Below are 24,433 nucleotides of genomic sequence, written 5' to 3'. Positions count from 1 at the left end.
GCCCTTGCCGCGCTTCCGAAAATGCCTGCCGGAGCAAGCGTTTCCATCCGTCGATGATACGCCGGCCCGCTCCAAGGAGCGGCATGCCGCGGACCTGGCCCTCGAGGGGCGTCCCCGGCAGCGGCGGCTGGAAACGGCCCGTTCACACGAGCCGCCGGCGTTGCCCCTACAAGATGGGCCATTCAGGAGAACATATGTCCGCAGCATACCAACAAGCGCCGAGCCGTGAGGATTTCGCGGCCCTGCTCGAAGAATCCTTCCGTACGTCCGAGATCAGCGAAGGCTCGGTCGTGAAGGGCAAGGTGGTCGCGATCGAGAAAGACGTCGCGGTCATCGATATCGGCGCCAAGACCGAGGGCCGCGTGGCCCTGAAGGAATTTGCCGGCCCCAACCGCGATCAGACCATTGCGGTCGGCGATGAGGTCGAGGTCTATGTCGAGCGCATCGAGAATGCGCTGGGCGAGGCCGTCATCTCCCGTGACAAGGCCCGCCGCGAAGAGTCGTGGGTGAAGCTCGAGAAGGCCTTTGAGGCCGGCGAGCGCGTCAACGGCGTGATCTTCAACCAGGTGAAGGGCGGCTACACCGTCGACCTCGACGGCGCCGTGGCGTTCCTGCCGCGCTCCCAGGTCGATATCCGCCCGGTGCGCGACGTCACCCCGCTCATGGGCGTGGCCCAGCCGTTCCAGATCCTCAAGATGGATCGCCGCCGCGGCAACATCGTCGTGTCGCGCCGTACGGTTCTCGAAGAGAGCCGCGCCGAGCAGCGTTCCGAGCTCGTGGCGAACCTCGAAGAGGGTCAGGTCATCGACGGCGTGGTCAAGAACATCACCGAGTACGGTGCGTTCGTTGATCTCGGCGGCATCGACGGCCTGCTGCACGTCACCGACATGGCGTGGAGGCGCGTGAACCATCCGTCCGAGGTCGTGAACATCGGCCAGACGGTCAAGGTGAAGATCATCAAGATCAACCACGACACGCACCGCATCTCGCTCGGCATCAAGCAGCTGCTCGCCGATCCGTGGGAGGGCATCGCTGCCCGTTATCCCGTCGGCGCCAAGCTGAAGGGCCGCGTCACGAACATCACCGATTACGGCGCGTTCGTGGAGCTGGAGCCGGGCATCGAAGGCCTGATCCACGTGTCCGAGATGTCCTGGACCAAGAAGAACGTCCATCCCGGCAAGATCATCTCCACCTCGCAGGAGGTTGAGGTCGTGATCCTCGAGGTCGATCAGGTGAAGCGCCGTATCTCGCTCGGCCTGAAGCAGACCCTGCAGAATCCGTGGGAGGCCTTCGCCGAGAAGCATCCTGTCGGCTCGGAAGTCGAGGGCGAGGTGAAGAACAAGACCGAGTTCGGTCTCTTCATCGGTCTCGAGAACGACGTCGACGGCATGGTCCACCTCTCGGACCTCGACTGGAACCGTCCGGGCGAGCAGGTCATCGACGAGTTCAAGAAGGGCGACATGGTGCGCGCCCAGGTTCTCGACGTGGACGTCGAGAAGGAGCGCATCTCCCTCGGCATCAAGCAGCTCGGCGGCGATCCGTTCGCGGAAGCCGGCGAGATCCGCAAGGGCCAGGTCGTCACCTGCGAGGTTCTCGAGGTGAAGGACGGCGGCATCGAGGTGAAGATCGTCGATACGGACCTCACCACCTTCATCAAGCGCAACGAGCTTGCGCGTGACCGTGCCGACCAGCGCCCCGAGCGCTTCGCGGCCGGCGAGAAGGTCGACGCCCGCGTCACCCAGTTCGACCGCAAGGCTCGCCGCGTCACCCTCTCCATCAAGGCCCTCGAGGTCGCGGAGGAGAAGGAAGCCATGGCGCAGTACGGCTCGGCCGATTCAGGCGCGTCGCTCGGCGACATCCTCGGCGCGGCCCTCAAGGCCAAGACGACGGACAAGAAGTAATCCGGCCGGCAACGGCTTGGATCGCCCCGACCTCGGGGCGATCCGGGATCAGAAACGAAACCCGCGCGATCTTCGCGCGGGTTTTTTGTTATGATGGTGTGTTGTCCACCGGAGCCGCCGCATGGGAAACAGTGGGAGCGAGGATCCCGGACCGCTCGCCAGGGCCCGCCGCTGGGCGCGGGCGGTCAGGACCGATGTGGTGGCGCTCTATCTCGCGGCGCGGGATCCGCGGGTGCCGCTGCTGGCGAAGCTCGTGGCCGGGCTCGTCGCGGCCTATGCGCTCAGCCCGATCGATCTCATCCCCGATTTCATCCCGCTCCTCGGCTATCTCGACGACCTGGTGCTCGTCCCGCTCGGCATTCTCCTGGCGATCCGGCTGATTCCACCCCCGCTGATGGAGGAGTTGCGGGCAGAGGCGAGGACGCGGATGGAGCGGCCGGTGAGCCGGGCGGCCGCCGTAGTCATCATTCTGCTGTGGGTTGCCGCCGCGGCATTCCTGATCCGCATCTTCTGGCCGCGTCCAGGGATCTAGAAAAGAGCCGCTGCTTCATTGGCGCGCGCCCTTGCCGCCCTATCTGCTTCCGCCATAAAGCATTTCTCCCGGCCGGATCCGGCCGGGGAGGATGCAGTCAGGAAGACCTTGCGCCGCTTTCGGAGTCGATGAATCCGAAAAAGGGCTTAAGGTAGGACCTTCAGGGTTTGCCAGAATCGCGAGACGAGACCGATGCCGATCGACGCCGAAGCCATCGCCGACCGCCGCCGCTTGCGCCGCAAGATCACCTTCTGGCGCGTCGTCGGGGTGCTTGCCCTCATCGCCGCCGTCCTCGTCCTCGGCTATTCCGCCTCCGACCGTCTCGGCTTCCCGGCGAGCGCCCAGGTGGCGCGCATTTCGGTCAGCGGCCTGATCACCGGCAACCAGCGCATGGCGGACCTCATGGAGCGGGTCGGCAAGGCGCCCTCGGTCTCGGGCGTCGTGATCTCCATCAACAGCCCGGGCGGCACCACCACCGGGTCCGAGGAGCTTTTCCGCAACATCCGCCGCCTCGCGGAGAAGAAGCCGGTCGTGGCCTTCGTGGACGGGACGGCGGCCTCCGGCGCCTACATCACGGCCATGGCGACCGATCACATCGTTGCCCGCGAGACCGCGCTCGTCGGCTCCATCGGCGTCCTCTTCCAGTACCCCGACGTATCCGGTCTCCTCGATCACGTCGGGGTCAAGGTCGAGGCGATCAAGTCGGCGCCCCTCAAGGCGGAGCCGAATCCCTTCACGCCCACGAGCCCGGAGGCCCGCGCCGCCATCATGCAGGTGGTGGGCGACACCTATGACTGGTTCAAGCGCCTCGTCCGCGAGCGGCGGCAGATGAACGATGCGGAGCTTGCGGCCGTGTCCACGGGCCAGGTCTTCAGCGGCCACCAGGGACTCCCGCTCAAGCTCGTGGATGCCCTCGGCACGGAGCGCGACGCCATCGCCTGGCTCGAACGGGAGAAGGGCGTCCATCCGAACCTGCCGGTGCGCGACTGGAAGCCGCGGGGCGAGCGGGACCTGTCGATCTTCGCCCTGGCCGCCGCCGGTGCCGACCTGATGGGCCTCGAGACCCTGGCGGGCACCCTGCGCCGAAGCGCCTCCGGACTCGAGGCGGCGCGGCTTGACGGTCTTCTGGCCGTCTGGCACCCTTCCGAAAAGTAAAGTTGCATCAAAGATATAACGCCCAATGATAAAATCCGAACTCGTGCTCAAGATCGCTGAGCAGAACCCGCATTTGTATCAGCGAGACGTGGAGAACATCGTGAACGCGATTCTCGACACGATCGCCGACGCTCTGGCGCGGGGGGACCGGGTTGAGCTTCGCGGCTTCGGGGCGTTCTCGGTCAAGAAGCGGGATGCCCGGACCGGGCGCAATCCGCGCACCGGCGAATCGGTCGAGATTTCGGAAAAGGTCGTGCCCGTGTTCAAGACCGGCAAGGAAATGCGCCAGCGCCTCAACACGTCGCCGAGGCCGCTCAAGGCGGCAGCGGCCCAGTAACGGGAGAGGATGGCTTCGTGGTTCGGTTTCTCAAGGCGCTCGTCCTTTTGCCGGTTGCGGTTCTCATCGTGCTGCTCGCGGTCGCGAACCGGTCGCCGGTGACCCTCTCCCTGGACCCGTTCACCCGCGACGTGCCTGAATTCGCCATGCAGCTGCCGCTCTTCGCGGTGATCTTCCTTGCCGTCATGGTCGGCGTGGTGATCGGCGGCACGGCGACCTGGCTCGCCCAGGGCAAGCACCGGCGTGCGCGCCGCCAGTTCCGCCGCGAGGTGACCAGCCTGCGCAACGAGACCGAGCGTCTGCGCGCGCAAGGCCAGACGACGTCGTCCCTGCCGTCCCTTCCCCCTTCTCGGACTCCAACCTTCTAACGTTCATGCGCGTCATCACCTCTGCCGAGATCGATCGGGCCCTCAGCTTTCCCGACCTGATCGATGCCCTCGGCGATGCCTTTCGCGGCGACATGGTCGCCCCCGTTCGTCACCATCACGACATCGAGCGTCCGGGCAGCCACGGCACGCTCCTGCTCATGCCCGCCTGGACGGGCCCGGCCGCGGCGGACAGCTTCGTCGGGGTGAAGATCGTCTCGGTCTTCCCCGACAATGGCGCCAGGAGCCTTCCCAGCGTCATGGGCACCTATCTGCTCATGGATGGAGCGACCGGGGAGCCCCGCGCCGCCCTCGACGGCACGCGGCTCACGGTGTGGCGCACGGCTGCCGCCTCGGCCCTGGCGGCACGGTTTCTGGCCCGCAAGGACACCCGGCGCATGGTCATGGTCGGATCGGGCGCCCTCGCGCCGTTCCTGATCCGCGCCCATATGAGCCAGCGCCCGATCGCCGAGGTGACGCTCTGGAACCACCGGCCGGAGAAGGCCGAAAGCCTCGCCGCGGCGCTCCGGGCCGAGGGGCTGCCCGTGACGGCGGCGACCGATCTCGAAGCGGCCGTACGCCAGGCGGATCTCGTCTCCTGCGCCACCCTGTCCACCGCGCCCGTCGTCAAGGGAGCCTGGCTGAAGGCCGGCGCGCATCTCGACCTCGTCGGCGCCTTCAACCTCTCCATGCGCGAGGCGGACGACGAGGCCCTGCTGCGGGGGCAAGTCCATGTGGACACCCAGGCCGCCAAACACGAGGGCGGGGACGTGGCGGTGGCCCTGAAAGCCGGCGCGATCCCGGAAAGCCACGTGAGGGGCGATCTGGCCCTTCTCTGCCGCCATGCTCCGCCGCGCGCCGAGGACGCCATCACGGTTTTCAAGTCGGTCGGGGCCGCCCTCGAGGATCTGGCTGCGGCGATGCTGGTATGGCGCAAGGTCGCGCAACCGGGATAACATGCGGCCATGGACACCCTGATCAAGATCTGCGGGATTTCGACGCCCGAGACCCTCGACGCCGCCCTGGACGCCGGCGCGGACCTCGTCGGCTTCGCGCGCTTTCCCAAGAGTCCGCGCCATGTGAACCTGGATCAGGGCCGCGCCCTCTCCCGGCAGGCCCGGGGCCGGGCGCAGCGCGTCGTGCTGCTCGTCGACGCGGACGATGCCGCCATCGCGGAGGCGATCGCGGCGCTCGATCCCGACCTTCTTCAGTTGCACGGCCGTGAATCGTCGGCCCGGGTGCGGGACATCCGCGCCCGTTTCGGGCGGCCGGTGATCAAGGCCATCGGCATCGCCGACGCGTCCGATCTCGCCGCCCTGGCACCCTATGAGGAGGTCTCCGACCGCCTCCTTCTCGATGCCAAGCCCCCGGCCCGGGCGGATGCGCTGCCCGGCGGCAACGGCCTTCCCTTCGACTGGCGGCTCCTCGCCAGGCTTGACCCCAGCCTCGCCTTCATGCTGTCAGGAGGGCTCACGCCCGACAACGTGGCCGAGGCCATCCGCCTGACCGGAACGCCGGCCGTCGACGTGTCGTCGGGGGTGGAGCGCGGACCCGGGATCAAGGATCCGTCCCGCATCGAGAATTTCATCAGGTCGGCCCGTGCGGCATTTGCCGCGAAGGGTCAATAAAAACGCGCATCCCCGTCGGAAATCCGCTATCCATCCCGGCGAATGCTCAACAGCGCAAGGCGAAAACAGGCGTGACAGCTCAGGCGCAACCCAATTCCTTCCGCACCGGCCCGGACGAACGCGGCCATTTCGGCACGTTCGGCGGCCGTTTCGTGGCCGAGACTCTGATGCCGCTCATCCTCGACCTGGAAAAGGCCTACGAGGAGGCCAAGGCCGACCCGGCCTTCCATGCCGAGATGGCGTCGATGATGACCCACTATATCGGCCGCCCGAGTCCGCTCTATTTCGCCGAGCGCATGACCGAGCATCTCGGGGGCGCGAAGGTGTACTTCAAGCGCGAAGAACTGAACCACACCGGCGCGCACAAGGTGAACAACGTGCTCGGCCAGATCCTTCTCGCCCGCCGCATGGGCAAGAAGCGCATCATCGCCGAGACCGGTGCCGGCCAGCACGGGGTCGCGACCGCGACCCTCTGCGCCCGCTACGGGCTGGAGTGCATCGTCTATATGGGCGCCGTCGACGTGGAGCGGCAGAAGCCCAACGTCTTCCGCATGAACATGCTCGGCGCCAAGGTCGTGCCGGTGCAGTCGGGCACGAAGACGCTCAAGGACGCCATGAACGAGGCCCTGCGCGACTGGGTCACCAATGTCGCCGACACCTTCTACTGCATCGGCACGGTGGCGGGACCGCATCCCTATCCGGCCATGGTGCGCGATTTCCAGTGCGTCATCGGCAACGAGACCCGCGAGCAGATGATGCAGGCGGAAGGCCGCCTGCCGGATTCGCTCATCGCCTGCGTCGGCGGCGGCTCCAACGCCATCGGCCTGTTCCATCCCTTCCTCGACGACCGCGGCGTCGAGATCTATGGCGTCGAGGCCGCGGGCCACGGCCTCGACAAGCTCCATGCGGCTTCGCTGACCGGCGGCCGCCCCGGCGTGCTGCACGGCAACCGCACCTATCTGCTGATGGACGACGACGGCCAGATCCAGGACGCCCATTCCATCTCGGCGGGCCTCGATTATCCGGGCATCGGCCCGGAGCATTCCTGGCTGCACGATGTCGGCCGGGTGACCTACATCTCCGCCACCGACCAGGAGGCGCTCGACGCCTTTCAGCTCTGCTCGCGGCTCGAGGGCATCCTCCCGGCGCTGGAATCGAGCCATGCCATCGCCAAGGTCATGGAACTCGCGCCCAAGAAGCCGAAAGACCATCTGATGGTCGTCAATATCAGCGGCCGCGGCGACAAGGACGTCCCGCAGATCGCCGAGATTCTGGGGACCAAGCTGTAAGGCAACCCCTTCGTCTCTCCCCGCCGGGGAGAGCTCGCGAGCCCATGGCGAGCGGGTGAGGGCTTGTGTCCCGCCCGGCTTGGCCTTAACCCCTCACCCGGCGCTCCGCGCCGGCCTCTCCCTGAGGGAGAGGTGGAGAAGAGCCCATGACACAGCGCATCGAAGCCCGTTTCGAGAAGTGCCGCGCGGAAGGCCGCGCCGCCCTCGTGACCTACATCATGGCCGGTGATCCGGATCTCGAGACCTCGTTCGAGATCATGCGGTCCCTGCCGAAGGCGGGCGCCGACATCGTCGAGTTCGGCATGCCGTTCACCGATCCGATGGCCGACGGCCCGGCGATCCAGGCGGCGGGCCTGCGGGCCCTGAAGGGCAGGCAGAACACCGTCAAGACCCTCGAGCTCGTCCGCCGCTTCCGGAAGGAGGACGGCGAGACTCCCGTGATCCTGATGGGCTATTTCAATCCCATCTATGTCTATGGGGTCGACCGCTTCCTCGCCGACGCCAAGGAAGCCGGCGTCGACGGGCTGATCGTGGTGGATCTGCCCCCGGAGGAGGACGACGAGCTGTGCCTGCCGGCCCTGAAGGCCGGGCTCGCCTTCATCCGCCTCGCGACGCCGACCACCGACGACAAGCGCCTCCCGGCGGTGCTCGCCAACACGGCCGGGTTCGTCTATTACGTTTCGATCACCGGCATCACCGGCGCGGCGACCCCCGATTTCGGCAAGGTCGCCACGGCGGTGGAGCGCATCAAGCGCCACACGCCCCTGCCCGTTGTGGTGGGCTTCGGCGTGAAGAGCGGCGCCCATGCGGCGGCGGTGGCTCAAGGGGCGGACGGGGTCGTGGTCGGCTCGGCGCTGATCGACGCCCTGAAGGGCACCCTCGACGCCGACGACCGCGCCACCTCGCACACGGTCGAGGCCGTCACCACATTGGTGAAGGAGTTGAGCGAGGGCGTGCGCTCGGTGGCGAAGAAGGCCGCTGCGTGAACCATGGGCGGCGAGACCGGGCCTGGCCCGGTTCTTCACGTCCGACCACGCTTCAAAGCGTGGATGCCCGGATCCGGTCCGGGCATGACGAAAGGGTATGAGTCATGAACTGGATTTCCGAAGTCGTCCGACCGAAGATCAAGACGCTCTTCAAGCGTGAGACGCCGGACAATCTCTGGATCAAGTGCCCGGATACGGGGCAGGTGGTCTTTCACAAGGATGTGGAGGCGAACCAGTGGGTCATTCCCGGTTCGAACCACCACATGCGCATTTCCGCCACCCAGCGCCTCGGCCTGATGTTCGACAGCGGCACCTGGCTCGATGTGGCGTTGCCAGAGGCTCCCGTCGATCCGCTCAAGTTCCGTGACGAGAAGCGCTATGTGGACCGGCTGAAGGATGCCCGTGCCAAGACGGGCCAGCAGGACGCCTTCAAGGTCGGTTTCGGCCGCGTCGAGGACGTGCCGATGACCATCGCCGTGCAGGATTTCGGCTTCATGGGCGGCTCCCTCGGGATGGCGGCCGGCGAGGCCTTCGTGAAGGGTGCCGACACGGCACTCGACAAGAAGACCCCCTTCGTCCTCTTCGCCGGCTCCGGCGGCGCGCGCATGCAGGAGGGCATTCTCTCCCTCATGCAGATGCCGCGCACCACCGTGGCCGTCCGGCGCCTTCGCGATGCGAGGCTGCCCTATATCGTCGTCCTCACCAATCCGACGACCGGCGGCGTGACCGCGTCCTACGCCATGCTCGGCGACGTGCAGCTCGCGGAGCCGGGCGCCCTGATCGGCTTCGCCGGTCCGCGGGTGATCGAGCAGACGATCCGCGAAAAGCTGCCCGACGGCTTCCAGCGCGCGGAATACCTGAAGGACCACGGCATGGTCGACATGGTCGTGCACCGGCATGACCTGAAGCCCACCATCGCCCGGCTCTCCCGCCTTCTCACCAAGGCTCCGGCCAAGGCCGCCTGAACGGGACAAGCAGGGTGATGGATTCCTCCGATGCGCTGATCGCGCGCTTTCTCGCCCTGCACCCGAAGACCATCGACCTGTCGCTCGGGCGCATCCAACGGCTTCTGGCCCAGCTCGGCCATCCCGAGCGGCGCCTGCCTCCCGTCATCCACGTGGCGGGCACCAACGGCAAGGGCTCCACCATCGCCTTCATGCGGGCGATCCTCGAGAGCGCCGGCCTCGCGGTGCATGTCTATACCTCGCCGCATCTGGTGCGCTTCCATGAGCGCATCCGCCTCGGCCGGTTCGGCGGCGGCCGCTATGTGGAGGAGGACCGGCTCGTCGAGGCGCTGCGGCGCTGCGAGAAGGTCAACGCGGGCGCGCCGATCACCGTCTTCGAGATCACCACGGCCGCGGCGCTGCTGCTGTTCTCCGAGGAGCCGGCCGACGTGCTCCTGCTCGAGGTGGGGTTGGGCGGTCGTTTTGACGCCACGAATGTCGTCGATGCGCCCGCCGCCGCCGTCGTCACCTCCATCGGCCACGACCACGCGGAATATCTCGGCACGACCCTGGAGGGCATCGCCCGGGAAAAGGCCGGCATCTTCAAGCGCGGCTGTCCGGCCGTCATCGCGGCGCAGGATTATCTCGCCGCCGACGAGACCCTGCGCGACGAGGCCGAGCGGGTCGGTGCGGCTCCCATCCTTGTCGGCTCGCAGGACTTCTCCGTGCATGAGGAGGGCGGCCGTCTCGTCTATCAGGACGAGAAGGGACTCCTCGATCTGCCGCGTCCGAAACTCGTGGGGCGCCACCAGTACATCAATGCGGGGACCGCCGTCGCGGCTTTGCGGGCAGCCGGGTTCGACCGCTTCGAGACCGCGGCCTTTGAGGCAGGATTGACCCGGGCGGAATGGCCCGGCCGCCTGCAGCGCCTCGCCAGGGGCCGCCTGCCGGAGGTCGCGCCGGAAGGCTGCGAGATCTGGCTCGACGGCGGCCATAACGCCGATGGGGGCCGGGTGCTCGCCGCCGCCATGGCCGACCGGAGCGACAGCAGCGACGTGCCGCTGGTGCTCGTCGTCGGCATGCTGGGGACCAAGGATTCGGAGGCGTTCTTCAGGAACTTCCTCGGGCTCGCCCGGGAAGTCATCGCCGTGCCGATCGCCGGCCAGATCGCCGCCCGCCCGGCGGAGGAGGTGGCGAGCATCGCGGAAAGCGTGGGCCTGACCGTTTCCACGAAGCCGAGCGTCGAATCGGCCCTCGCGTCGCTGCACGACTATGTCTGGGATCGCCCCCCGCGGATCCTCATCTGCGGCTCGCTCTATCTCGCCGGCGAGGTTCTGGCGGCCAACGGGACGCTGCCGGAATAGCGGCGCACCCGGTCATGCGGAGGCGTTTCCATGAGCAGCATCCGGACTGACAGCACACATGAAAAAGGGGCCTTCCGGCCCCTTTCAAAGTCCTTGGGTTGAGGGAATCAGGCGGAGGCCTGGATCCACTTGGCGAGGTCGCCCTTCGGGGCGGCGCCGATCTTCTGGGCCACGACCTTGCCATCCTTGAACATCATCAGGGCCGGGATCGAGCGGATGCCGAGCTGGGACGAAACCTGCGGGTTCTCGTCGACGTTGAGCTTCGCGATCTTTACCTTGCCGGCCATCTCGTTGGAGATTTCCTCGAGCGCCGGGCCGATCATGCGGCACGGGCCGCACCATTCCGCCCAGAAATCGACCACGACGGGTTCGGAGGAATTCAGGACGTCCTGCGAGAAGCTCGCGTCGGTCACCTTCACGGTCGCCATACCATCACCTTTGTCATTTCAGCGCGACTCAGCAGCGAGCCGCTCGACGATTCCATCAAGGTAAGAACGGCCCAAGGTGGAATCAAGCAACGGCCCTGCGCCGGCCACAGATCATGCAGCCACAAAAGTTAGTGCCTGGTTCATCTCCGCCTCCAACATCTCGTGGATGACGGGCCCCGCTGTCCAGACCAGGAACGCTCTCACGGCCTTCTCCGGATAGATCTCCTGCAGCAGCCGCCGGTAGAGGGCGAGCTGGGCCACATAGGAGCGCGGGGGGGCCTGGCCCGGTCGTGGCGGACGCGCCGTGGTCTTGAAATCCGCCACCAGCACCTCCCGGTCGAGGATGGCGAGGCGGTCGATCTGGCCCGAGACGAGGATGAATCCTTCAGAGGTCTCGATCCGCCCTGCGATGGGCGCCTCGGCACGGGAGCCGGGCCCGAAAAGCGGGGCGATGGCTTCGTGGTCGATGACCGCGAGCGCGTGGGCGACGACGGTTTCGCGCAGTTCCTCGGGCAGACGGGGTGCGCGCGCCTTCACATAGGCGCGGGCCATGGGCTCCCGATGCGCCCGGGGCAGGCTCGGCAGCCGCTCCAGAAGCGCATGGATCAGGGTGCCGCGCAGCCGGGCCTCCGGCGCATAGGGGCCATCTCCGGGGCGCGTCATGCGGTCGGCCGCTCCGAGCGCGCTGGAGGGCCTGATCGGCGGCAGCGGCTCCGGCTCCGGTTCCGCCTCGCCGGTCAGCCAATCGGGGACGTCGACGGGGGCGAGGGCGGCGGCCTCCTCCGCGGACGCCGCCAGCCCGGAGTGATCGTCCTGCCACAGGACCAGGGGATCGAACGGGACTGCAGGCAGCTCCTTGCCATGACGGGCGGCAAGCCAGCCCTGGCGCACCATCTCGCACCAGGCCTCCTGGGGCGAGTCCTTGCGGCCGGTCAGATAGGGCGCGATCACGAGCCGGTCCTTCGCCCGGGTCATGGCGACATAGAGCAGCCGGTTGTGCTCCTCGTACCCCTTCGCGTGCAGCGCATTGCGGGCCGCGCCCATCGCCGCGCAGTCGGAGTTCTTTCCCGGTGCCCAGACCGGGACCGTGGCTCCGCTGACAGGCAGCTGGAGGAGAGGCGGATCGCGGCCGAGCACGTCGCAGCCGTCGATCAGGATCACGATCGGCGCCTCCAGGCCCTTGGCCCCGTGCACCGTCATCACCCGCACCTCGTTATTGCCCGAGTCGAGATCGCGCTTGATGGTGTGAGAGGCCGATTCGAACCGGTTGAGGAACACGGTGAGCGAGGGTGTCTCCGTCTGCTCCGCCTGATGGGCGAAGCAGAGAAACGCGTCGATGGCATCGCCCGCCTCGCTGCCGAGCCGCGCCACGAGCCGCCGGCGCCCCTGCATCGGGCCGAGCAGGGTCGCGAAGAAGCCGAAGGGGCCATGGGTGCGGGCGAGACCGCGCCATGCCCCTAGGGCATCCAGCGCGCGAAGGGCCGCCTTGTCACCCTCTTTCGCGTGGCGTTCGAGAGCCGACAGAAGCGATTCGTCATCGGGACGGCCGGCCGCGATGCGGATCAGGTCATCGTCGGTCAGGCCGACCAGGGGCGATTTGAGGGCCGTCGCGAGAGTGAGATCATCGTGCGGAAGAAGCGCCGCGCGCCCGGCCGCGACGAGGTCGAGAACGGCGATATGCTCACCGATGTTGAGTCGGTCGGCGCCCGCCACCGGCACGCCAGCTTCCTTGAGGGCGCGGATCACGGCCTCGAACGCCGCGCCGCGCTTGCGCACGAGCACAAGGATGTCACCGGCGGTCCAGATCCGGCCGCGCTCGTCGCCGCTGGTCGTCCAGGTCAGAATAGCCTTTGCGATGCGCCGCGCAACGATTACGGGGGGCGCCTGCTGTTCCTGCCCGTCGACGGGCAGGACCCAAGCTTCCGGCTCCTCCTCGTCGGCGGGCGTTTCGGTGGGCCAGAGTTCCACCTGCCCCGGAGCATGCGGGCGGGCCGTCTCGTGCACCGTGCCGACGGCTTCGTCCTCGAAGGACAATCCCTTGAAGTGCCGCGGAACCGCGAAGGTGGCATCGACCGCCGAGAGCACCGCGCGCGTGGAACGGAAGGAGACCGTCAGCCGCACATCCTCGAAAGGCAGGCTCGCCGCGGCGACCTTGCGCGCCCATGCCTGCCGGCCGGCCTCGAACTCCTGCGGCGCCGCGCCCTGGAAGCCGTAGATCGACTGCTTCGGATCGCCGACTGCGAACAGCGTCCGGATCCGCCGTCCGCTTGCGCCATGTCCGGACGTAAAATCCTCGGTGATGCGGCGCAGGATTTCCCATTGTTCGGGATTGGTGTCCTGCGCCTCGTCGATCAGCACATGATCGATGCCGCGATCGAGCTTGTAGAGGATCCAGCCCGCGTCGTGGCGGGACAGAAGCGTCAGCGTTCTGTCGATGAGATCCTGGAAGTCGAGCGCTCCATAGCGTCCCTTTGCCCGCTCGACGCGTGTGCCGATCTCCGCGGCGAGCGTAAACAGCGCCCCTGTGCGCTCGAGCGCGCGGGCAGCCTTGCGTTTGTCGTCGAACTTCGAAAGGCGCTCTTGCTCCTTGAGCATCCGTTCGAGGAGGACGCCGTCGACATCCTTGGTCAGGAAGGCGGAACCTTTCGCCTTCGTACCATCCTTGTTGAAGAAGACGCTGAGATAGCGTCCGAGTTTTTCCGCCGGGACTTCGATGAGCGCCGCTTCGGCCAGAAGTCTTCCACGTTTCTGGTCCGTCACCTTCCCGCGCAGCAGGTCCTGCGCGATGCCGGGCCATTCCGACGGAGCGATGCCGTCTTCGAGCATGGCGCGCTCGATGGATGCAAGGTCTTCCCCAGGCTCCAGCCCAAGAGCCGTCCGTATGCGTGCGAGGCCGGCATCGAGACCATTGGGATGATGAAGAAACGCCTTGCATCGCAGCGCCGCGTTGAGCGCCGCCGTCATGGTGTCGCCGGCGGCCTCCATGCTCACGACCGCGAGCGCCTCGTTGAGATGCGGATAGTCGCCGCTCGCGGCATCGGCCAGCACGTTGGCGGTTTCCTGCGCCAGCATCTCGTCGGTCTGGCTTTCGTCGAGCACCGCGAAGCGCGCCGGCACGTTGGCCTCGAAGGGCACGAGATGGAGGAGCCGCTCGCAGAAAGCATGGATGGTATCGATCTTGAGTCCGCCGGGCGTTTCGACGGCCCGTGCGAAAAGCGTGCGTGCGAGCCGCACCTGCTCGCGGCTCGGGCGCTTTCCCTCGAGCTCGGTCAGATCCGCGATCAGGCTGTCCTCGTCGAGCGTCACCCACTTGCCGAGGCGTTCGAACACGCGGATCGCCATGTTAGCGGCGGCTGCCTTCGTAAAGGTCAGGCAGAGGATCCGCCCCGGCGGCGAACCGGCGAGCAGGAGACGCACCACGCGGTCGGTCAGCACCTTCGTCTTTCCCGCGCCGGCATTGGCCGACACCCAGGCGGAGGCGCTTGGATCGGCGGCGCGGCGCTGGGCCTCCTTGGTGTGATCGGGAACGACGAGATCGGCTCTCATTCGAATCCCTCCCCGCCGCCATTGCTGGCGAGAGACCATTCCTTCACGCGGGCCAGATGGTCGTATTCGGAAAAGCGCCGGGCATATTTCGGGAAGGGCCGCGAGACGTAGGGCGCCTCTCCCGCCGCATAGCGGGCGATCATTCCTTCGAAGCGGCGGCGATGTTCCTCGACGATTTCTGCAACGGTGCGCGTCTCGTCCCGTCCCGGCTTGATCTCGCGGGGATTCAGAGGCGTGCGTCCTCCGGTGGTGTGCACATAGAGGAGCTCTGGCGTGTCCTTCGCGACCGGCAGGCCCTTGAAGGCGCCGCGCATCAGCATCATCGCCTCCAGCGTGAGCTGCGGCGAGAATCCCGCATAGACCTCGCGCACGCCGGGCGGCTGGCCGGTCTTGAAATCGACGATGGTGAAGCCGCCGTCGCGCCGGTGCTCGATGCGGTCCGCGCGGGCGCGCAGGGTGAACACCGAGCCGTCGGCGAGGGTGATCGGCAGCGCGCCCGAGCGCTCGGGATAGACTTCGACGAGGTCCGGACGCCGGCCTTGCTCCCACTCCACGAAAGCCGCGGCGAGGCGCGTGAAGCGCGGCCACCATTCCGCGTAGAGCTCCGGAAACGCCGTCTCGATGGCGGTAAAGGCCTGCGCGCCGCGGCCGAGGAGATCTTCCAGGGCGAGCGCCGGAAGCGCCTTCGGATATGTCTCCGCGAAGCCGCCGAGCACATCGTGGATGATGGTCCCGCGATCGGCGGCGGTGGGCGCGACCGCGATCGCGTCGAGTGCGTCGAGCTTGAGGATGTGCCGGGCGAAGATCGAATAGGGATCGCGCAGCAGCGTCTCGATTTCCGTCACGCTCAAGGAGCGCGGAAACAGGGCCGGATCGGGCCTCGGCCGCGGGCGTGCCAGAGGCGCGCTGGCGGGCGGCGCATCGAGGCTGCGCGCGAGACGGCGATAGCGCTCGCCCGCCCGCACCATGCCCTCCCAGGCATCCTTGCCGGTGAAGGCCTTCAGGCGCTGCAGGAATCGGGAGGGAACCATAGGGGAGCCGTCGCGCTTCTGGGCGCGGGTGACGATGACGTCGCGGGTGCCGAGGGCCTGGACGAAATCGTGCGCAGTCTGGCCGATCCGCCGTTCCGGCGGTGCGAGGCCGATGCGCGCGCGCATGGGGCGGTTGAGGAACGAGTCCGTCACCGTGCGTGGCGGCCAGGTGCCCTCGTCGAGCCCGCCGAGGACGACCCGGTCCACGGAGAGCAGGCGCGCTTCGAGGAGACCGAAGATCTTGAGACGGCGATGGGTCGAGCGCGGCGAGGGACTCAGGCTCTGCTGCTTTGCGAGCGTCGTGAAGAAGGCCGGGTAATCCGTGAAACGACCCTGCAGCGGCTGGTCCTCTTCCTTCCGGATCTCGGAATATTGCAGGTCGTCGAAGAGCGCCTCGAGCGATTCCATCGACGGGTCGCGCTCGACGCGCTCGGCTTCCTCGGGGGGAAGATCCGCGAGAGCGGCAACGGCGCGCCGGTGGTCCTCCGTCAGCGCGATCAGGTCGAGAATGCCCTCGCCACGGCAGGCGGGCGTGAAGTCGCCGAAGGCGATCTCCAGGCGCTGCAGAAGCGCGTCCGCGAGATCCCATTCCTCGTCGCTGAGGCGCCTGCGCGGCCGTGGTGTGCGATGTCCTTTCCCGGCGCGGTTCTCCGCAAGTGCAAGGCGCATGCCTGCGAAGCCCGGGGCCGGCGCGGGGCCGCGCAGCACGCCGATTTCGAGAACCCCGGCCGCATGCTCCACCGTCTCGCGGGGCCAGCCCAGGCGAACCAGCGGATGGGCGAGGAGCGCAAGAACCCGCAAAGGCTCCAGATTGTCCGCAGCCGCATCGGCGGCAAGGCGCGCGAGGCGTCCTCCCAGCGTCTCCGAAAGGGGGACGCCGGCGGAGTCCTCCACCGCAAGGCCCCAGCGCGCCAGTTCCGCGGCGACCCTGGTCGCCAGCGCCCGGTCCGGCGTGACGAGGGCCGCCGTGCGCTCCGGCTCGGCCAGGGTCTCGCGCAGCGCGACGGCGATCGCAACCGCCTCTTCGCGCTCGTCCGTGGCCTCGATGACGGTGAGGTCCGCGCAGCCTTCCTCCGCAAGGGCGAGACGCTCCTGCGTCGGGATCTGCGCCCAGCGGTCGGTCGTGTCCGCCGGCCGCAGCGCCTCCGACAGCATGCGGTGGCGCGCCCTGGCGGCCGCGGGAAGCGCTCCGAGGACGGTGATCGACGAGCGCGGCACGCGCAGGTGGCGATCCACAAGGCGCCGCAAGGCCGCCTGGGGATGGCTGTGGACCGGATCCGTGTCGCTGTCCGCGATATCGCCGATGGAGGCCCAGCTCTCCGGGTCGAGATCCGTGTCGAGGCCGGGCAGGACGACGGCGCCTTTCGGCAGGCGGGCGATGGCAGCGATGAGATTGGCGGTGGCCGGGATCGAGCCCGTGGAACCGGCAACGATCATGGGGCCGTCCGGCCGGTCGCGCAGGAGACGCCTCGCCTCCGCCTCGATCAGCGCGCCCCGGCGTGCGGCCGGGTCGCTCGCCTGTCGTTCGGCGAGGATCTTCGGCCAGTTCTCGCTGACGATCTGCACGAAGTCGCGGGTGATCCTGAAATACTCGGAATAATCGGCATCGACGGCGAGTTCGAGCGCATGCCAGTCGACGCCCTCGGTCGTGAAGGCATCCATCAGGGTCTCGAGATCGCCCGCGAGACTCACCGCGTCTGCGGGCGATCCAGGGACGAGGAAGGGCACGTCCGGCCCGAGTTGCAGGAGCGTGCGATCCACTTGCGCCGACCAGCGCTGGATCAGCCGCGTGAGGATCAGGCGCCGCTCGAGCGGTGGGATCGGCGGCTTCAGGGATGCTGCTTCCTCGAGCGGGGTGCCCTCGAGGCCGGTGAGTTCGAACTCGGCCTCGTCCGCTTCGCCGAGCGGCACGATGCGCGGCAGAAGCTGCGCGCGCCCGCCGCCGCGTTCGGCGAAAAGCGTCACGAGTGCCCGCGTCGCACGGCGTGTCGGAACGTAGAGAGTGACATCGGCGAGGGCGGCGGGGTCGTCGGGCAAAGGACCGACGAGGCACCCATTCATCAGCGCATCGACGAGAGTCGGCAGAAAGGGACAGCCCGGCGGAATGGAGAAAACCCGCGAGGAAGTGTCTCGAGTCGGGGCAACGCGCCTGGAAGAAGGATCGTCGCCCCGTTCCGGGGTAGATCCATCATGTCCGATCGTACTCGACATCGCGCGCCTCACCGTGCATGGGCGGCAAGGCACTCTTCCGCCTCAGCAATGGCCTGAGGCTCACCAACATGCAGCCATTGCCCGTCGAGGCGCAACCCGTAGAGGCGCTCTCTCGCAATGGCGCGATCATAGAAAAGGTTCGCCGAGAATGGCCCGTCCGGCGTATCGGCGACGAGTTCCGGCTTCACGATGGCGACGCCCGCGTAGACGAAAGGCACCGATTCATCGCCCCTGCGACGCTGCAGGCGGCCATCCGCATCCATGCTGAAATCGCCACGGCCCTCATACCCAATGCTTGTGGATAAAGGGGCGACGAGCATCAGCACATCCATCTTTGCCGGATCCCAGGCCTTCCTGAGGCGGGACAGATTCGGTTCCGCGCCTTCGACCCAGATGGAATCGGAATTGAACGTAATGAAGGGATGTTCGCCCAGAAGAGGCAGCGCCTTCTTCACGCCGCCACCGGTTTCGAGCACCGCGTCGCGTTCGTCGGAAATGACGATGTGCGGCATTTTGCGTGTGCGCAAGTGTGCTTCGAGCATGTCCGCGAAGTGGTGGACGTTCACGACGACGGTGGCGATGCCGGCCTCGTCGAGCCTGTCGAGGGCGAAGTCGATCAGGGTCCTGCCGCCAACTTTCACCAGGGGCTTCGGCATCGTCGCGGTGATCGGCAGCATGCGTTTGCCGAGGCCCGCGGCGAGGATGATGGCGGCGGTGGGGGCGTGGGACACGTCGGTCAAGGACAAACTCAGGGCGCTGGGGGAAAGTCGTCGGCGGGCAGATGCGGAATGAGGCGGGGCAGATAGGCCTCGTACCATGCACGCAGCCGCGACAGGGCGGGATGAGCGAGGTTGCGGGCGAGATAGGCCTCGATCCGCGGCAGGTGCTTGAGGTAGTGCGGCTTGCCATCGCGCCGGTCGAGCCGCGCGAAGATGCCGAGGATCTTCGTGGCGCGCTGCGCGCCCATGATCGCGTAGGCGCGCGCGAAGGCCGCCACGTCGAAATACGGATCGCTCGCCCTGCGCTCGCGGGCATAGAGGCCGATCAGCTTGAGTTCGAGGTCCGGCGGCACGGTTGCCCGTGCATCCTGGAGCAGGGAGGCGACATCGTAGGCCGGAGAGCCCAGGACCGCGTCCTGGAAATCGATGATGCCGACGCGCTGCAGGCCTTCGCGCTCGGGCATCCAGATGAGGTTCGGCGAGTGGTAGTCGCGAAGGGTCCAGGTCGTCGGGCCCGCGAGAATTTCCGACAGGGTGTCCGTCCAGAGGTTGACGAACTCCGCCCGCGCGGATCCCGAGAGAAGGCTGCCGATGATGTGCGGCACGTACCAGTCGGGCAGGAGCTCCACCTCGATGAGCAGTGCTTCGAGATCGTAGTGCGGCAGCGCGTAGTCCAGTCCCTCCGTTACCGGCAGGACCTCGGGCAGGGCCATGCCGTGGAGACGCGTGAGAAGCCGGACCGCTTCCGCATAGCGCTCCGGGATCGGGCCGTTGGCATCGACGACCGGTTCGCTGCCGAGGTCCTCGATGATCAGGAGGCCCGTGTCGAGGTCTTCGCCAAAGATCTCGGGGGCGCTGAGTCCAAGCGACCGAAGGCCCTTGTCCAGGGCGACGAAGGCGTGGACGGTCTCGGCCAGCTTCGCGATGGTGGTGTAGGGCTTGCCGCGGCGCACGGGCGGTCCGACGGGCCGGGGCGGCGAGATCATGAGAAGCGCGGTCTCGCCGTTCGGCTTCACGAGGCGCTCGTAGGAGCGGATCACCGAAGCATCGCCCGGCATCGGCACCCGGATCGCATCCCTCCAGCCGCTGCGCTCCACGAGGGCATGGAAGGCTTTCAGCCTTCGGAGCCGCACGGCGAAACCGCCGGTACCGGTCACGACCGCGACCCGGCCCGCGCCTGCGCCGCCAGGGGCGAAGTCAAGGTGGATGTCGAGACGTTCCTCCTTCAGGGCTTCGTCGGCGCGCTCCGGCCATTCGACGAGAGAGATGGCGTTCTCCGTCATCTCATCCCATCCGAGTTCATGAAGTTCCTGACCGCCGCCGAGGCGGTAAAAATCCGCATGCACGACGGGATGGTGCGCTCCTTCATAGGACTGAACGAGGGTGAAGGTCGGACTCGGCACTTCGAGATGCGGGTCTCCGGCCAGTCCCCGCACGAGAGCGCGCGCCAAGGTCGTCTTGCCGGCGCCGAGACCACCGGAGAGAGTCACGAGGTCACCGGGACGCAGTTCATCGATCAGAAGCCGGGCGAAACCTTCCGTGGCCTCCTCGTCGGACAGGGCGACGATCCAGGCCGGATCGTTCCAATCGTCTTGCGCGGTCATGAGAGCCAATCCATTCGCCATCGCTGTTCCTATTCCGCAGCCAGCGACGGGACCGCATGATGCGCGGAACGGCCATCGGAGGGCGACTCATATCGCTCGTTGGGGAAGATGCAGGTCACGACCGTGCCGGCTCCGAGCGTCGAGGCCAGTTCGATGCGTCCCCCGTGTAACTCTACGAAGGAGCGCACGATCGACAGTCCCAGACCGACGCCGCGATGGCGCGTGCCGAGCGTGTGGCTCTCGAACCGGTCGAAGATCCGCGCCTTGATCTCGGGCGGGATGCCACGGCCCTGATCCTTCACCTGGAAGATCACCTCGCCATCGCTCTTGCGGGCGGAGACGGTGATGCTCTGGCCCGGCGAGGAGAAGCCGACCGCATTGGACAGCAGATTGAACAGGATCTGCCTGACGCGCTTTCCGTCCGCCACGAAGGAGCCGATGTCCTCGGGAGCGTCGATGATCACCTGGAGGGACGCTTCGGCCAGCCGGTCCTCAAGCCCGCGCATGGCGGCCTCGATGGTGGAACGGATGTCGACGATTTCGGGGGTGAGTTCGAGGGAGTCGGTATCGATGGAGGCAAGGTCCAGGATGTCGTTCAGGATCGCGAGCAGCGAGGCCGAGGACCGCATGATGTGGTCGGTGTAATCGCGCTGGCGCGGATTGAGCGCGCCCGTGCCGTCGTCGCTGAGAAGCTGTGCGAAGCCGATCACGTTGGTGAGGGGTGAACGCAGCTCATAGGAGACGTGATGGACGAATTCGTCGCGCAGGCGCGACGCTTTCTCCAGGGCTTCGTTGCGCTCGGTCAGCGCGCGTTCCACGTTGACGCTGGCGGTGACGTCGATGAAGGTCAGGAGCGTGGCTCCGTCCGGCAACGGCTGCGCGCCGCAATCCAGTGTCGAGCCGTCGCGCCGCTCGATCCGGCAGCTGAAGCCCATGCGCATGTCCGGCAGGCCGGCGACCGCGCCGCGAATGTCGACCCAGGGCTCGTCCCGCGGAGCGAGGACGCGGCACGTCTTGATGATCGTATCGATATGGGGATGGTCCGCCGTCATCTCCGGCGGGACATTCCACATGTCCATGAAAGCGCGGTTCGAAAGCTTGAGCCGCCCGTCGGAACCGAACACCGCGACACCTTCCTTCAACGTGTCGAGGGTTTCGCTTTGGACCCTTGTCAGCGCCGTCACCTGCGACTCGAGCTGGATATGCTCGCTGACGTCGTCGAAGAGATAGGTCACGCCGCCCTGCGGATTGGGATTCATCACGACGCGCACGGTGCGCCGGTCGGGCAGGTGCCACCAGGTCTCGTGCGAATCGACGGCACGGTAGCTGGCAAGGATTTCGGTCTTCCAGGCGCGGAAATCCGCATGCTCCGGCAGCTTGCGCGCAGCATAGAGCCGATCGAGCACTTCGCCGTCGGTGGGACGGGAGGCGAGGAACGCGGGATCGAGGCCCCAGAGCTGCTGATAGGCGGCATTGCTGAAGATGAGCTGCTGCGATCCGTCGAAGATCGCCACAGCCGTGGGCAACTGGTCGAGCGTGCGGACATGGGCGTCCATCTGCCGTTGCAGGTCGGTGCGCACGGCTTCGAGTTCCGACACGTCGATGGCGATGCCGGCGCTCCCGCTGGGTGTCGGATGCTCCACGACGTCGAGGATCGAGCGCTGCCCTGCCATCACGGCCGTGACACGGGCCGCGAAGGTCGCGCCGCTCTGGCGCCGCCGCTGCGACTCCTCCCGCGTCCGCTGACTCAGGAGATCGAGAGAGCGGGCCGCCGCGTCCGCGATGTCGGCGGCTTCGATGGAGCGCAGATAGGCCTGGTTGGCCCAGATGAGCCTGTCCGTCTCGTCGCGGATCCAGAGCGGATAGACGATGGCGTCGAGCAGGGTCGTCATGGCCCGCAGATCGTCCTGCGCCACGGCGAGGTCCGACCGTACCGTGAGCAGCTCCGCCCGGTCGATGGTCACGTCCCTGAGACGCAGGATGGCACGGCCGCCGACGGTGCGTCCCTCCACATCGATGAAGCGGTGTCCGAGGGTGCGGGCGGTGAGGCGGAAGATCTCGCCGCGCTCCCGGAGCTGTTCCAGGGCCGTGTCGAGGGCTGCCGCGTCCGCTGCGGCGAGCCAGGCGCCGAAGGCGAGAGCACGCTGGGCGGGCGCGCCTTCGGCGATGATCGAGGGATCTCCTTCGAACCGCGGTTCGGCATCGCGGCCCTGCCAGCTCACCAGGAGCTGACGCTCGGACCCCATGAGGAGAGTCGCACGGTCGTCGGCCCCGCGTAAGGACGCCACCTCGGCGCGCAGGGCCCGCTCGATCCGGGTATGGCGCCGCTGCTCGCGCAGGAGCATCAGCGCCGACGTGGTGGAAAACGCGACGAGCCCGAGAAAAAGGCCGAAATAGGCAGCGCTTTCGAGCTTGAGGTCCTGGAAAAAGCCCAGGATGTCGGCGGCCCCCTCCGGGAGCGAAAGCGGGAGCTCGGCGCCGAGGGCGGGCCAGGATGTCCCCGCCAGGAAGGCTGCCGCCAGAGGCGCGAAGGCGGGCATGCGCGGTCGCTTCCTGCCCTCGCTGCCGTCGTGACGCTCCCTCTGCCGGGCCATCCCGTGCTGTCCTTCCCTCGTTTGGCGCCCTGACGCCAGGCCAAAGCCGTCCCTCTCCCGGTGCGCCCTCGGCGCCGCTGGAATGGGTCTCGATCTATCCATGAACGGAACTGCGTCCCGGTTCGAAAAACCCGACACGACCGGACGAATCGCGTTCACTCTAGACCACCCCCGACTCCGCCAGAAAGGGGGTTAAGGTCCCCTTAAGCTTCCTTTGGAGAACCTGTGGACAATCTGTCGGCGAGCATTGCAGCGGAGCCACAGCTCAGGGTCAAGCCTGCCGAATCGGAGGGGCAGCGGAGAAAAGGAGGCATGAAAAAGCCCGGCATTGCCGGGCTTGTCCAAAGACCCTTCGGAGGGTGCTCAGTAGCGGTAGTGATCCGGCTTGAACGGGCCCTTCTCGGATACGCCGATATAGGAGGCCTGGTCCGGGCGCAGCTTGGTGAGCTTCACGCCGATCTTTTCCAGGTGGAGCGAGGCGACCTTCTCGTCGAGGTGCTTCGGCAGGGTGTAGACCTTGCGCTCGTACTTGCCTTCGTTGGTGAAGAGCTCGATCTGCGCCAGCGTCTGGTTGGTGAACGAGGCCGACATGACGAAGGAGGGGTGACCCATGGCGTTGCCGAGGTTCACGAGACGGCCTTCCGAGAGCAGGATGATGCGGTGCCCGTCGGGGAACTCGATCTCGTCGACCTGCGGCTTGATGTTGTTCCACTTGAGGTTTTTCAGGCCTGCGACCTGAATCTCGTTGTCGAAGTGGCCGATGTTGCAGACGATCGCCCGGTCCTTCATGGCGCGCATGTGGTCGAGGGTGATCACGTCCTTGTTGCCGGTGGCGGTGACGAAGATGTCGGCGCGGGAAACGGCATCCTCCATCGTCGTGACCTCATAGCCTTCCATGGCGGCCTGGAGGGCGCAGATCGGATCGACTTCGGAGACCATGACGCGGCAACCGGCCTGCCGGAGCGAGGCGGCGGAGCCCTTGCCCACGTCGCCGAAGCCCGCGACCATGGCGACCTTGCCGGCCATCATCACGTCCGTGCCGCGGCGGATGCCGTCCACCAGGGATTCGCGGCAACCATAGAGATTGTCGAACTTCGACTTGGTGACCGAGTCGTTGACGTTGATGGCCGGGAAGAGGAGCTTGCCTTCCTTCGCCATGATGTAGAGGCGATGCACGCCCGTTGTGGTCTCCTCCGAGACGCCCTTGATCGACCGGGCGACCTCGGCGAACCAGCCCTTCGGCTTCTCCTTCAGGAGGCGCTTGATGAGGGCGAAGAGAACCTCCTCCTCTTCGGCGCCGGGCTTGTCCAGGAATGCGACGTCGCCCTGCTCGGCGCGCAGGCCGAGATGGACGAGCATGGTGGCGTCGCCGCCATCGTCGAGGATCATGTTCGGGACGCCGCCGCCGTGCCAGTCGAACAGCTTGGCGGTGAAGTCCCAGTACTCCGTCAGGGTCTCGCCCTTATAGGCGAAGACCGGGATTCCGGCGGCGGCGATCGCGGCGGCGGCGTGGTCCTGGGTGGAGTAGATGTTGCAGGAGACCCAGCGGACATCGGCGCCCAGAGCCTTCAGGGTCTCGATCAGGACCGCGGTCTGGATGGTCATGTGCAGCGAGCCGGCGATGCGGGCGCCCTTCAGGGGCTGCTTCGGCCCGTATTCCTCGCGCACCGCCATGAGGCCGGGCATCTCGGTCTCGGCGATCGAGATCTCCTTGCGGCCGAAATCGGCAAGGCTGATGTCTTTGACGAAATAATCGTGCGCGGCGCTCGCGCTTGTCACGGCAGCTTGGCTCATGGGGC

General features: G+C 67.1%; 18 protein-coding genes. 11 read left to right on the top strand and 7 right to left on the bottom strand.

The features are described 5' to 3' along the window. The first annotated feature begins 194 nt into the window (after positions 1–194). The 11 genes from rpsA (at position 195) to AC522E_RS19090 (ending at position 10,501) form a co-directional block, all read left to right on the top strand. Complete coding sequence (rpsA, locus tag AC522E_RS19140) at positions 195–1,901, top strand: 30S ribosomal protein S1 (protein ID WP_500747817.1); 1,707 nt, start codon at positions 195–197, stop codon at positions 1,899–1,901. A 121-nt stretch (positions 1,902–2,022) separates the two neighbouring features. Further along, positions 2,023–2,433 (top strand): YkvA family protein, encoded by a 411-nt coding sequence (locus AC522E_RS19135; RefSeq protein ID WP_500747816.1) that lies wholly within the window; start codon positions 2,023–2,025, stop codon positions 2,431–2,433. 192 nt (positions 2,434–2,625) lie between these two features. Next, entirely contained in the window at positions 2,626–3,588 is a 963-nt protein-coding gene (gene sppA, locus AC522E_RS19130) for a signal peptide peptidase SppA (RefSeq protein ID WP_500747815.1), read from the top strand. Between the two features lie 25 nt (positions 3,589–3,613). Then, on the top strand, positions 3,614–3,925 hold the full coding sequence (gene ihfB, locus AC522E_RS19125; protein WP_500747814.1) for an integration host factor subunit beta: 312 nt from the start codon (positions 3,614–3,616) through the stop codon (positions 3,923–3,925). A 17-nt stretch (positions 3,926–3,942) separates the two neighbouring features. Beyond that, the gene (locus tag AC522E_RS19120) at positions 3,943–4,293 is read left to right on the top strand and encodes a lipopolysaccharide assembly protein LapA domain-containing protein (RefSeq protein WP_500747813.1); all 351 of its coding nucleotides are present in this window, start codon (positions 3,943–3,945) and stop codon (positions 4,291–4,293) included. A gap of 5 nt (positions 4,294–4,298) precedes the next feature. After that, the gene (gene lhpI / locus AC522E_RS19115; RefSeq protein ID WP_500747812.1) at positions 4,299–5,246 is read left to right on the top strand and encodes a bifunctional Delta(1)-pyrroline-2-carboxylate/Delta(1)-piperideine-2-carboxylate reductase; all 948 of its coding nucleotides are present in this window, start codon (positions 4,299–4,301) and stop codon (positions 5,244–5,246) included. A gap of 9 nt (positions 5,247–5,255) precedes the next feature. Further along, a complete protein-coding gene (locus tag AC522E_RS19110; RefSeq protein ID WP_500747811.1) occupies positions 5,256–5,918 on the top strand; it encodes a phosphoribosylanthranilate isomerase in 663 nt (220 codons plus the stop codon). A 71-nt stretch (positions 5,919–5,989) separates the two neighbouring features. Further along, positions 5,990–7,207, top strand: coding sequence for a tryptophan synthase subunit beta (gene trpB / locus AC522E_RS19105; RefSeq protein ID WP_500747810.1), 1,218 nt, complete (start codon positions 5,990–5,992; stop codon positions 7,205–7,207). A 146-nt stretch (positions 7,208–7,353) separates the two neighbouring features. Next, on the top strand, positions 7,354–8,193 hold the full coding sequence (gene trpA / locus AC522E_RS19100; RefSeq protein ID WP_500747809.1) for a tryptophan synthase subunit alpha: 840 nt from the start codon (positions 7,354–7,356) through the stop codon (positions 8,191–8,193). Positions 8,194–8,297: 104 nt separating this feature from the next. After that, on the top strand, positions 8,298–9,158 hold the full coding sequence (gene accD / locus AC522E_RS19095; RefSeq protein ID WP_500747808.1) for an acetyl-CoA carboxylase, carboxyltransferase subunit beta: 861 nt from the start codon (positions 8,298–8,300) through the stop codon (positions 9,156–9,158). A gap of 17 nt (positions 9,159–9,175) precedes the next feature. Continuing rightward, on the top strand, positions 9,176–10,501 hold the full coding sequence (locus AC522E_RS19090; RefSeq protein WP_500747807.1) for a bifunctional folylpolyglutamate synthase/dihydrofolate synthase: 1,326 nt from the start codon (positions 9,176–9,178) through the stop codon (positions 10,499–10,501). Positions 10,502–10,608: 107 nt separating this feature from the next. Here the strand turns inward: AC522E_RS19090 and trxA are convergent, their stop codons facing one another. The 7 genes from trxA to ahcY all read right to left on the bottom strand — a co-directional run bounded on the left by trxA (position 10,609) and on the right by ahcY (position 24,428). After that, positions 10,609–10,929, bottom strand: coding sequence for a thioredoxin (trxA, locus tag AC522E_RS19085; protein WP_441997192.1), 321 nt, complete (start codon positions 10,927–10,929; stop codon positions 10,609–10,611). Positions 10,930–11,040: 111 nt separating this feature from the next. Then, entirely contained in the window at positions 11,041–14,475 is a 3,435-nt protein-coding gene (gene addA, locus AC522E_RS19080; RefSeq protein ID WP_500747806.1) for a double-strand break repair helicase AddA, read from the bottom strand. Further along, positions 14,472–17,612: a double-strand break repair protein AddB gene (addB, locus tag AC522E_RS19075; RefSeq protein ID WP_500750762.1), complete on the bottom strand. Its 3,141-nt coding sequence runs from the start codon at positions 17,610–17,612 to the stop codon at positions 14,472–14,474. The genes addA and addB overlap by 4 nt, the downstream gene beginning before the upstream one ends. A gap of 113 nt (positions 17,613–17,725) precedes the next feature. Continuing rightward, entirely contained in the window at positions 17,726–18,457 is a 732-nt protein-coding gene (locus AC522E_RS19070) for a nucleotidyltransferase family protein (RefSeq protein ID WP_500747805.1), read from the bottom strand. Positions 18,458–18,465: 8 nt separating this feature from the next. Next, the gene (gene tsaE, locus AC522E_RS19065) at positions 18,466–20,040 is read right to left on the bottom strand and encodes a tRNA (adenosine(37)-N6)-threonylcarbamoyltransferase complex ATPase subunit type 1 TsaE (protein ID WP_500747804.1); all 1,575 of its coding nucleotides are present in this window, start codon (positions 20,038–20,040) and stop codon (positions 18,466–18,468) included. A gap of 29 nt (positions 20,041–20,069) precedes the next feature. Further along, positions 20,070–22,634 carry a PAS domain-containing sensor histidine kinase gene (locus AC522E_RS19060; RefSeq protein WP_500747803.1) on the bottom strand — a complete coding sequence of 855 codons (2,565 nt, stop codon included), beginning with the start codon at positions 22,632–22,634 and terminating at the stop codon, positions 20,070–20,072. 363 nt (positions 22,635–22,997) lie between these two features. Beyond that, positions 22,998–24,428: an adenosylhomocysteinase gene (gene ahcY, locus AC522E_RS19055; protein ID WP_500747802.1), complete on the bottom strand. Its 1,431-nt coding sequence runs from the start codon at positions 24,426–24,428 to the stop codon at positions 22,998–23,000. Positions 24,429–24,433 lie beyond the last annotated feature (5 nt).

The sequence above is a fragment of the Microvirga sp. BF8 genome (assembly GCF_059888585.1).
Note: the sequence above shows the minus strand (reverse complement) of the source record. Positions and strands in the feature narration are given on the sequence as shown.

What these genes read in the sequence shown, in the direction of transcription:
- rpsA (WP_500747817.1), top strand. Translation starts at nt 195, where the DNA reads ATGTCCGCAGCATACCAACAAGCGCCGAGCCGTGAGGATTTCGCGGCC.
- AC522E_RS19135 (WP_500747816.1), top strand. Translation starts at nt 2,023, where the DNA reads ATGGGAAACAGTGGGAGCGAGGATCCCGGACCGCTCGCCAGGGCCCGC.
- sppA (WP_500747815.1), top strand. Translation starts at nt 2,626, where the DNA reads ATGCCGATCGACGCCGAAGCCATCGCCGACCGCCGCCGCTTGCGCCGC.
- ihfB (WP_500747814.1), top strand. Translation starts at nt 3,614, where the DNA reads ATGATAAAATCCGAACTCGTGCTCAAGATCGCTGAGCAGAACCCGCAT.
- lhpI (WP_500747812.1), top strand. Translation starts at nt 4,299, where the DNA reads ATGCGCGTCATCACCTCTGCCGAGATCGATCGGGCCCTCAGCTTTCCC.
- AC522E_RS19110 (WP_500747811.1), top strand. Translation starts at nt 5,256, where the DNA reads ATGGACACCCTGATCAAGATCTGCGGGATTTCGACGCCCGAGACCCTC.
- trpA (WP_500747809.1), top strand. Translation starts at nt 7,354, where the DNA reads ATGACACAGCGCATCGAAGCCCGTTTCGAGAAGTGCCGCGCGGAAGGC.
- accD (WP_500747808.1), top strand. Translation starts at nt 8,298, where the DNA reads ATGAACTGGATTTCCGAAGTCGTCCGACCGAAGATCAAGACGCTCTTC.
- AC522E_RS19090 (WP_500747807.1), top strand. Translation starts at nt 9,176, where the DNA reads ATGGATTCCTCCGATGCGCTGATCGCGCGCTTTCTCGCCCTGCACCCG.
- trxA (WP_441997192.1), bottom strand. Translation starts at nt 10,929, where the DNA reads ATGGCGACCGTGAAGGTGACCGACGCGAGCTTCTCGCAGGACGTCCTG.
- addA (WP_500747806.1), bottom strand. Translation starts at nt 14,475, where the DNA reads ATGAGAGCCGATCTCGTCGTTCCCGATCACACCAAGGAGGCCCAGCGC.
- tsaE (WP_500747804.1), bottom strand. Translation starts at nt 20,040, where the DNA reads ATGACCGCGCAAGACGATTGGAACGATCCGGCCTGGATCGTCGCCCTG.
- AC522E_RS19060 (WP_500747803.1), bottom strand. Translation starts at nt 22,634, where the DNA reads ATGGCCCGGCAGAGGGAGCGTCACGACGGCAGCGAGGGCAGGAAGCGA.
- ahcY (WP_500747802.1), bottom strand. Translation starts at nt 24,428, where the DNA reads ATGAGCCAAGCTGCCGTGACAAGCGCGAGCGCCGCGCACGATTATTTC.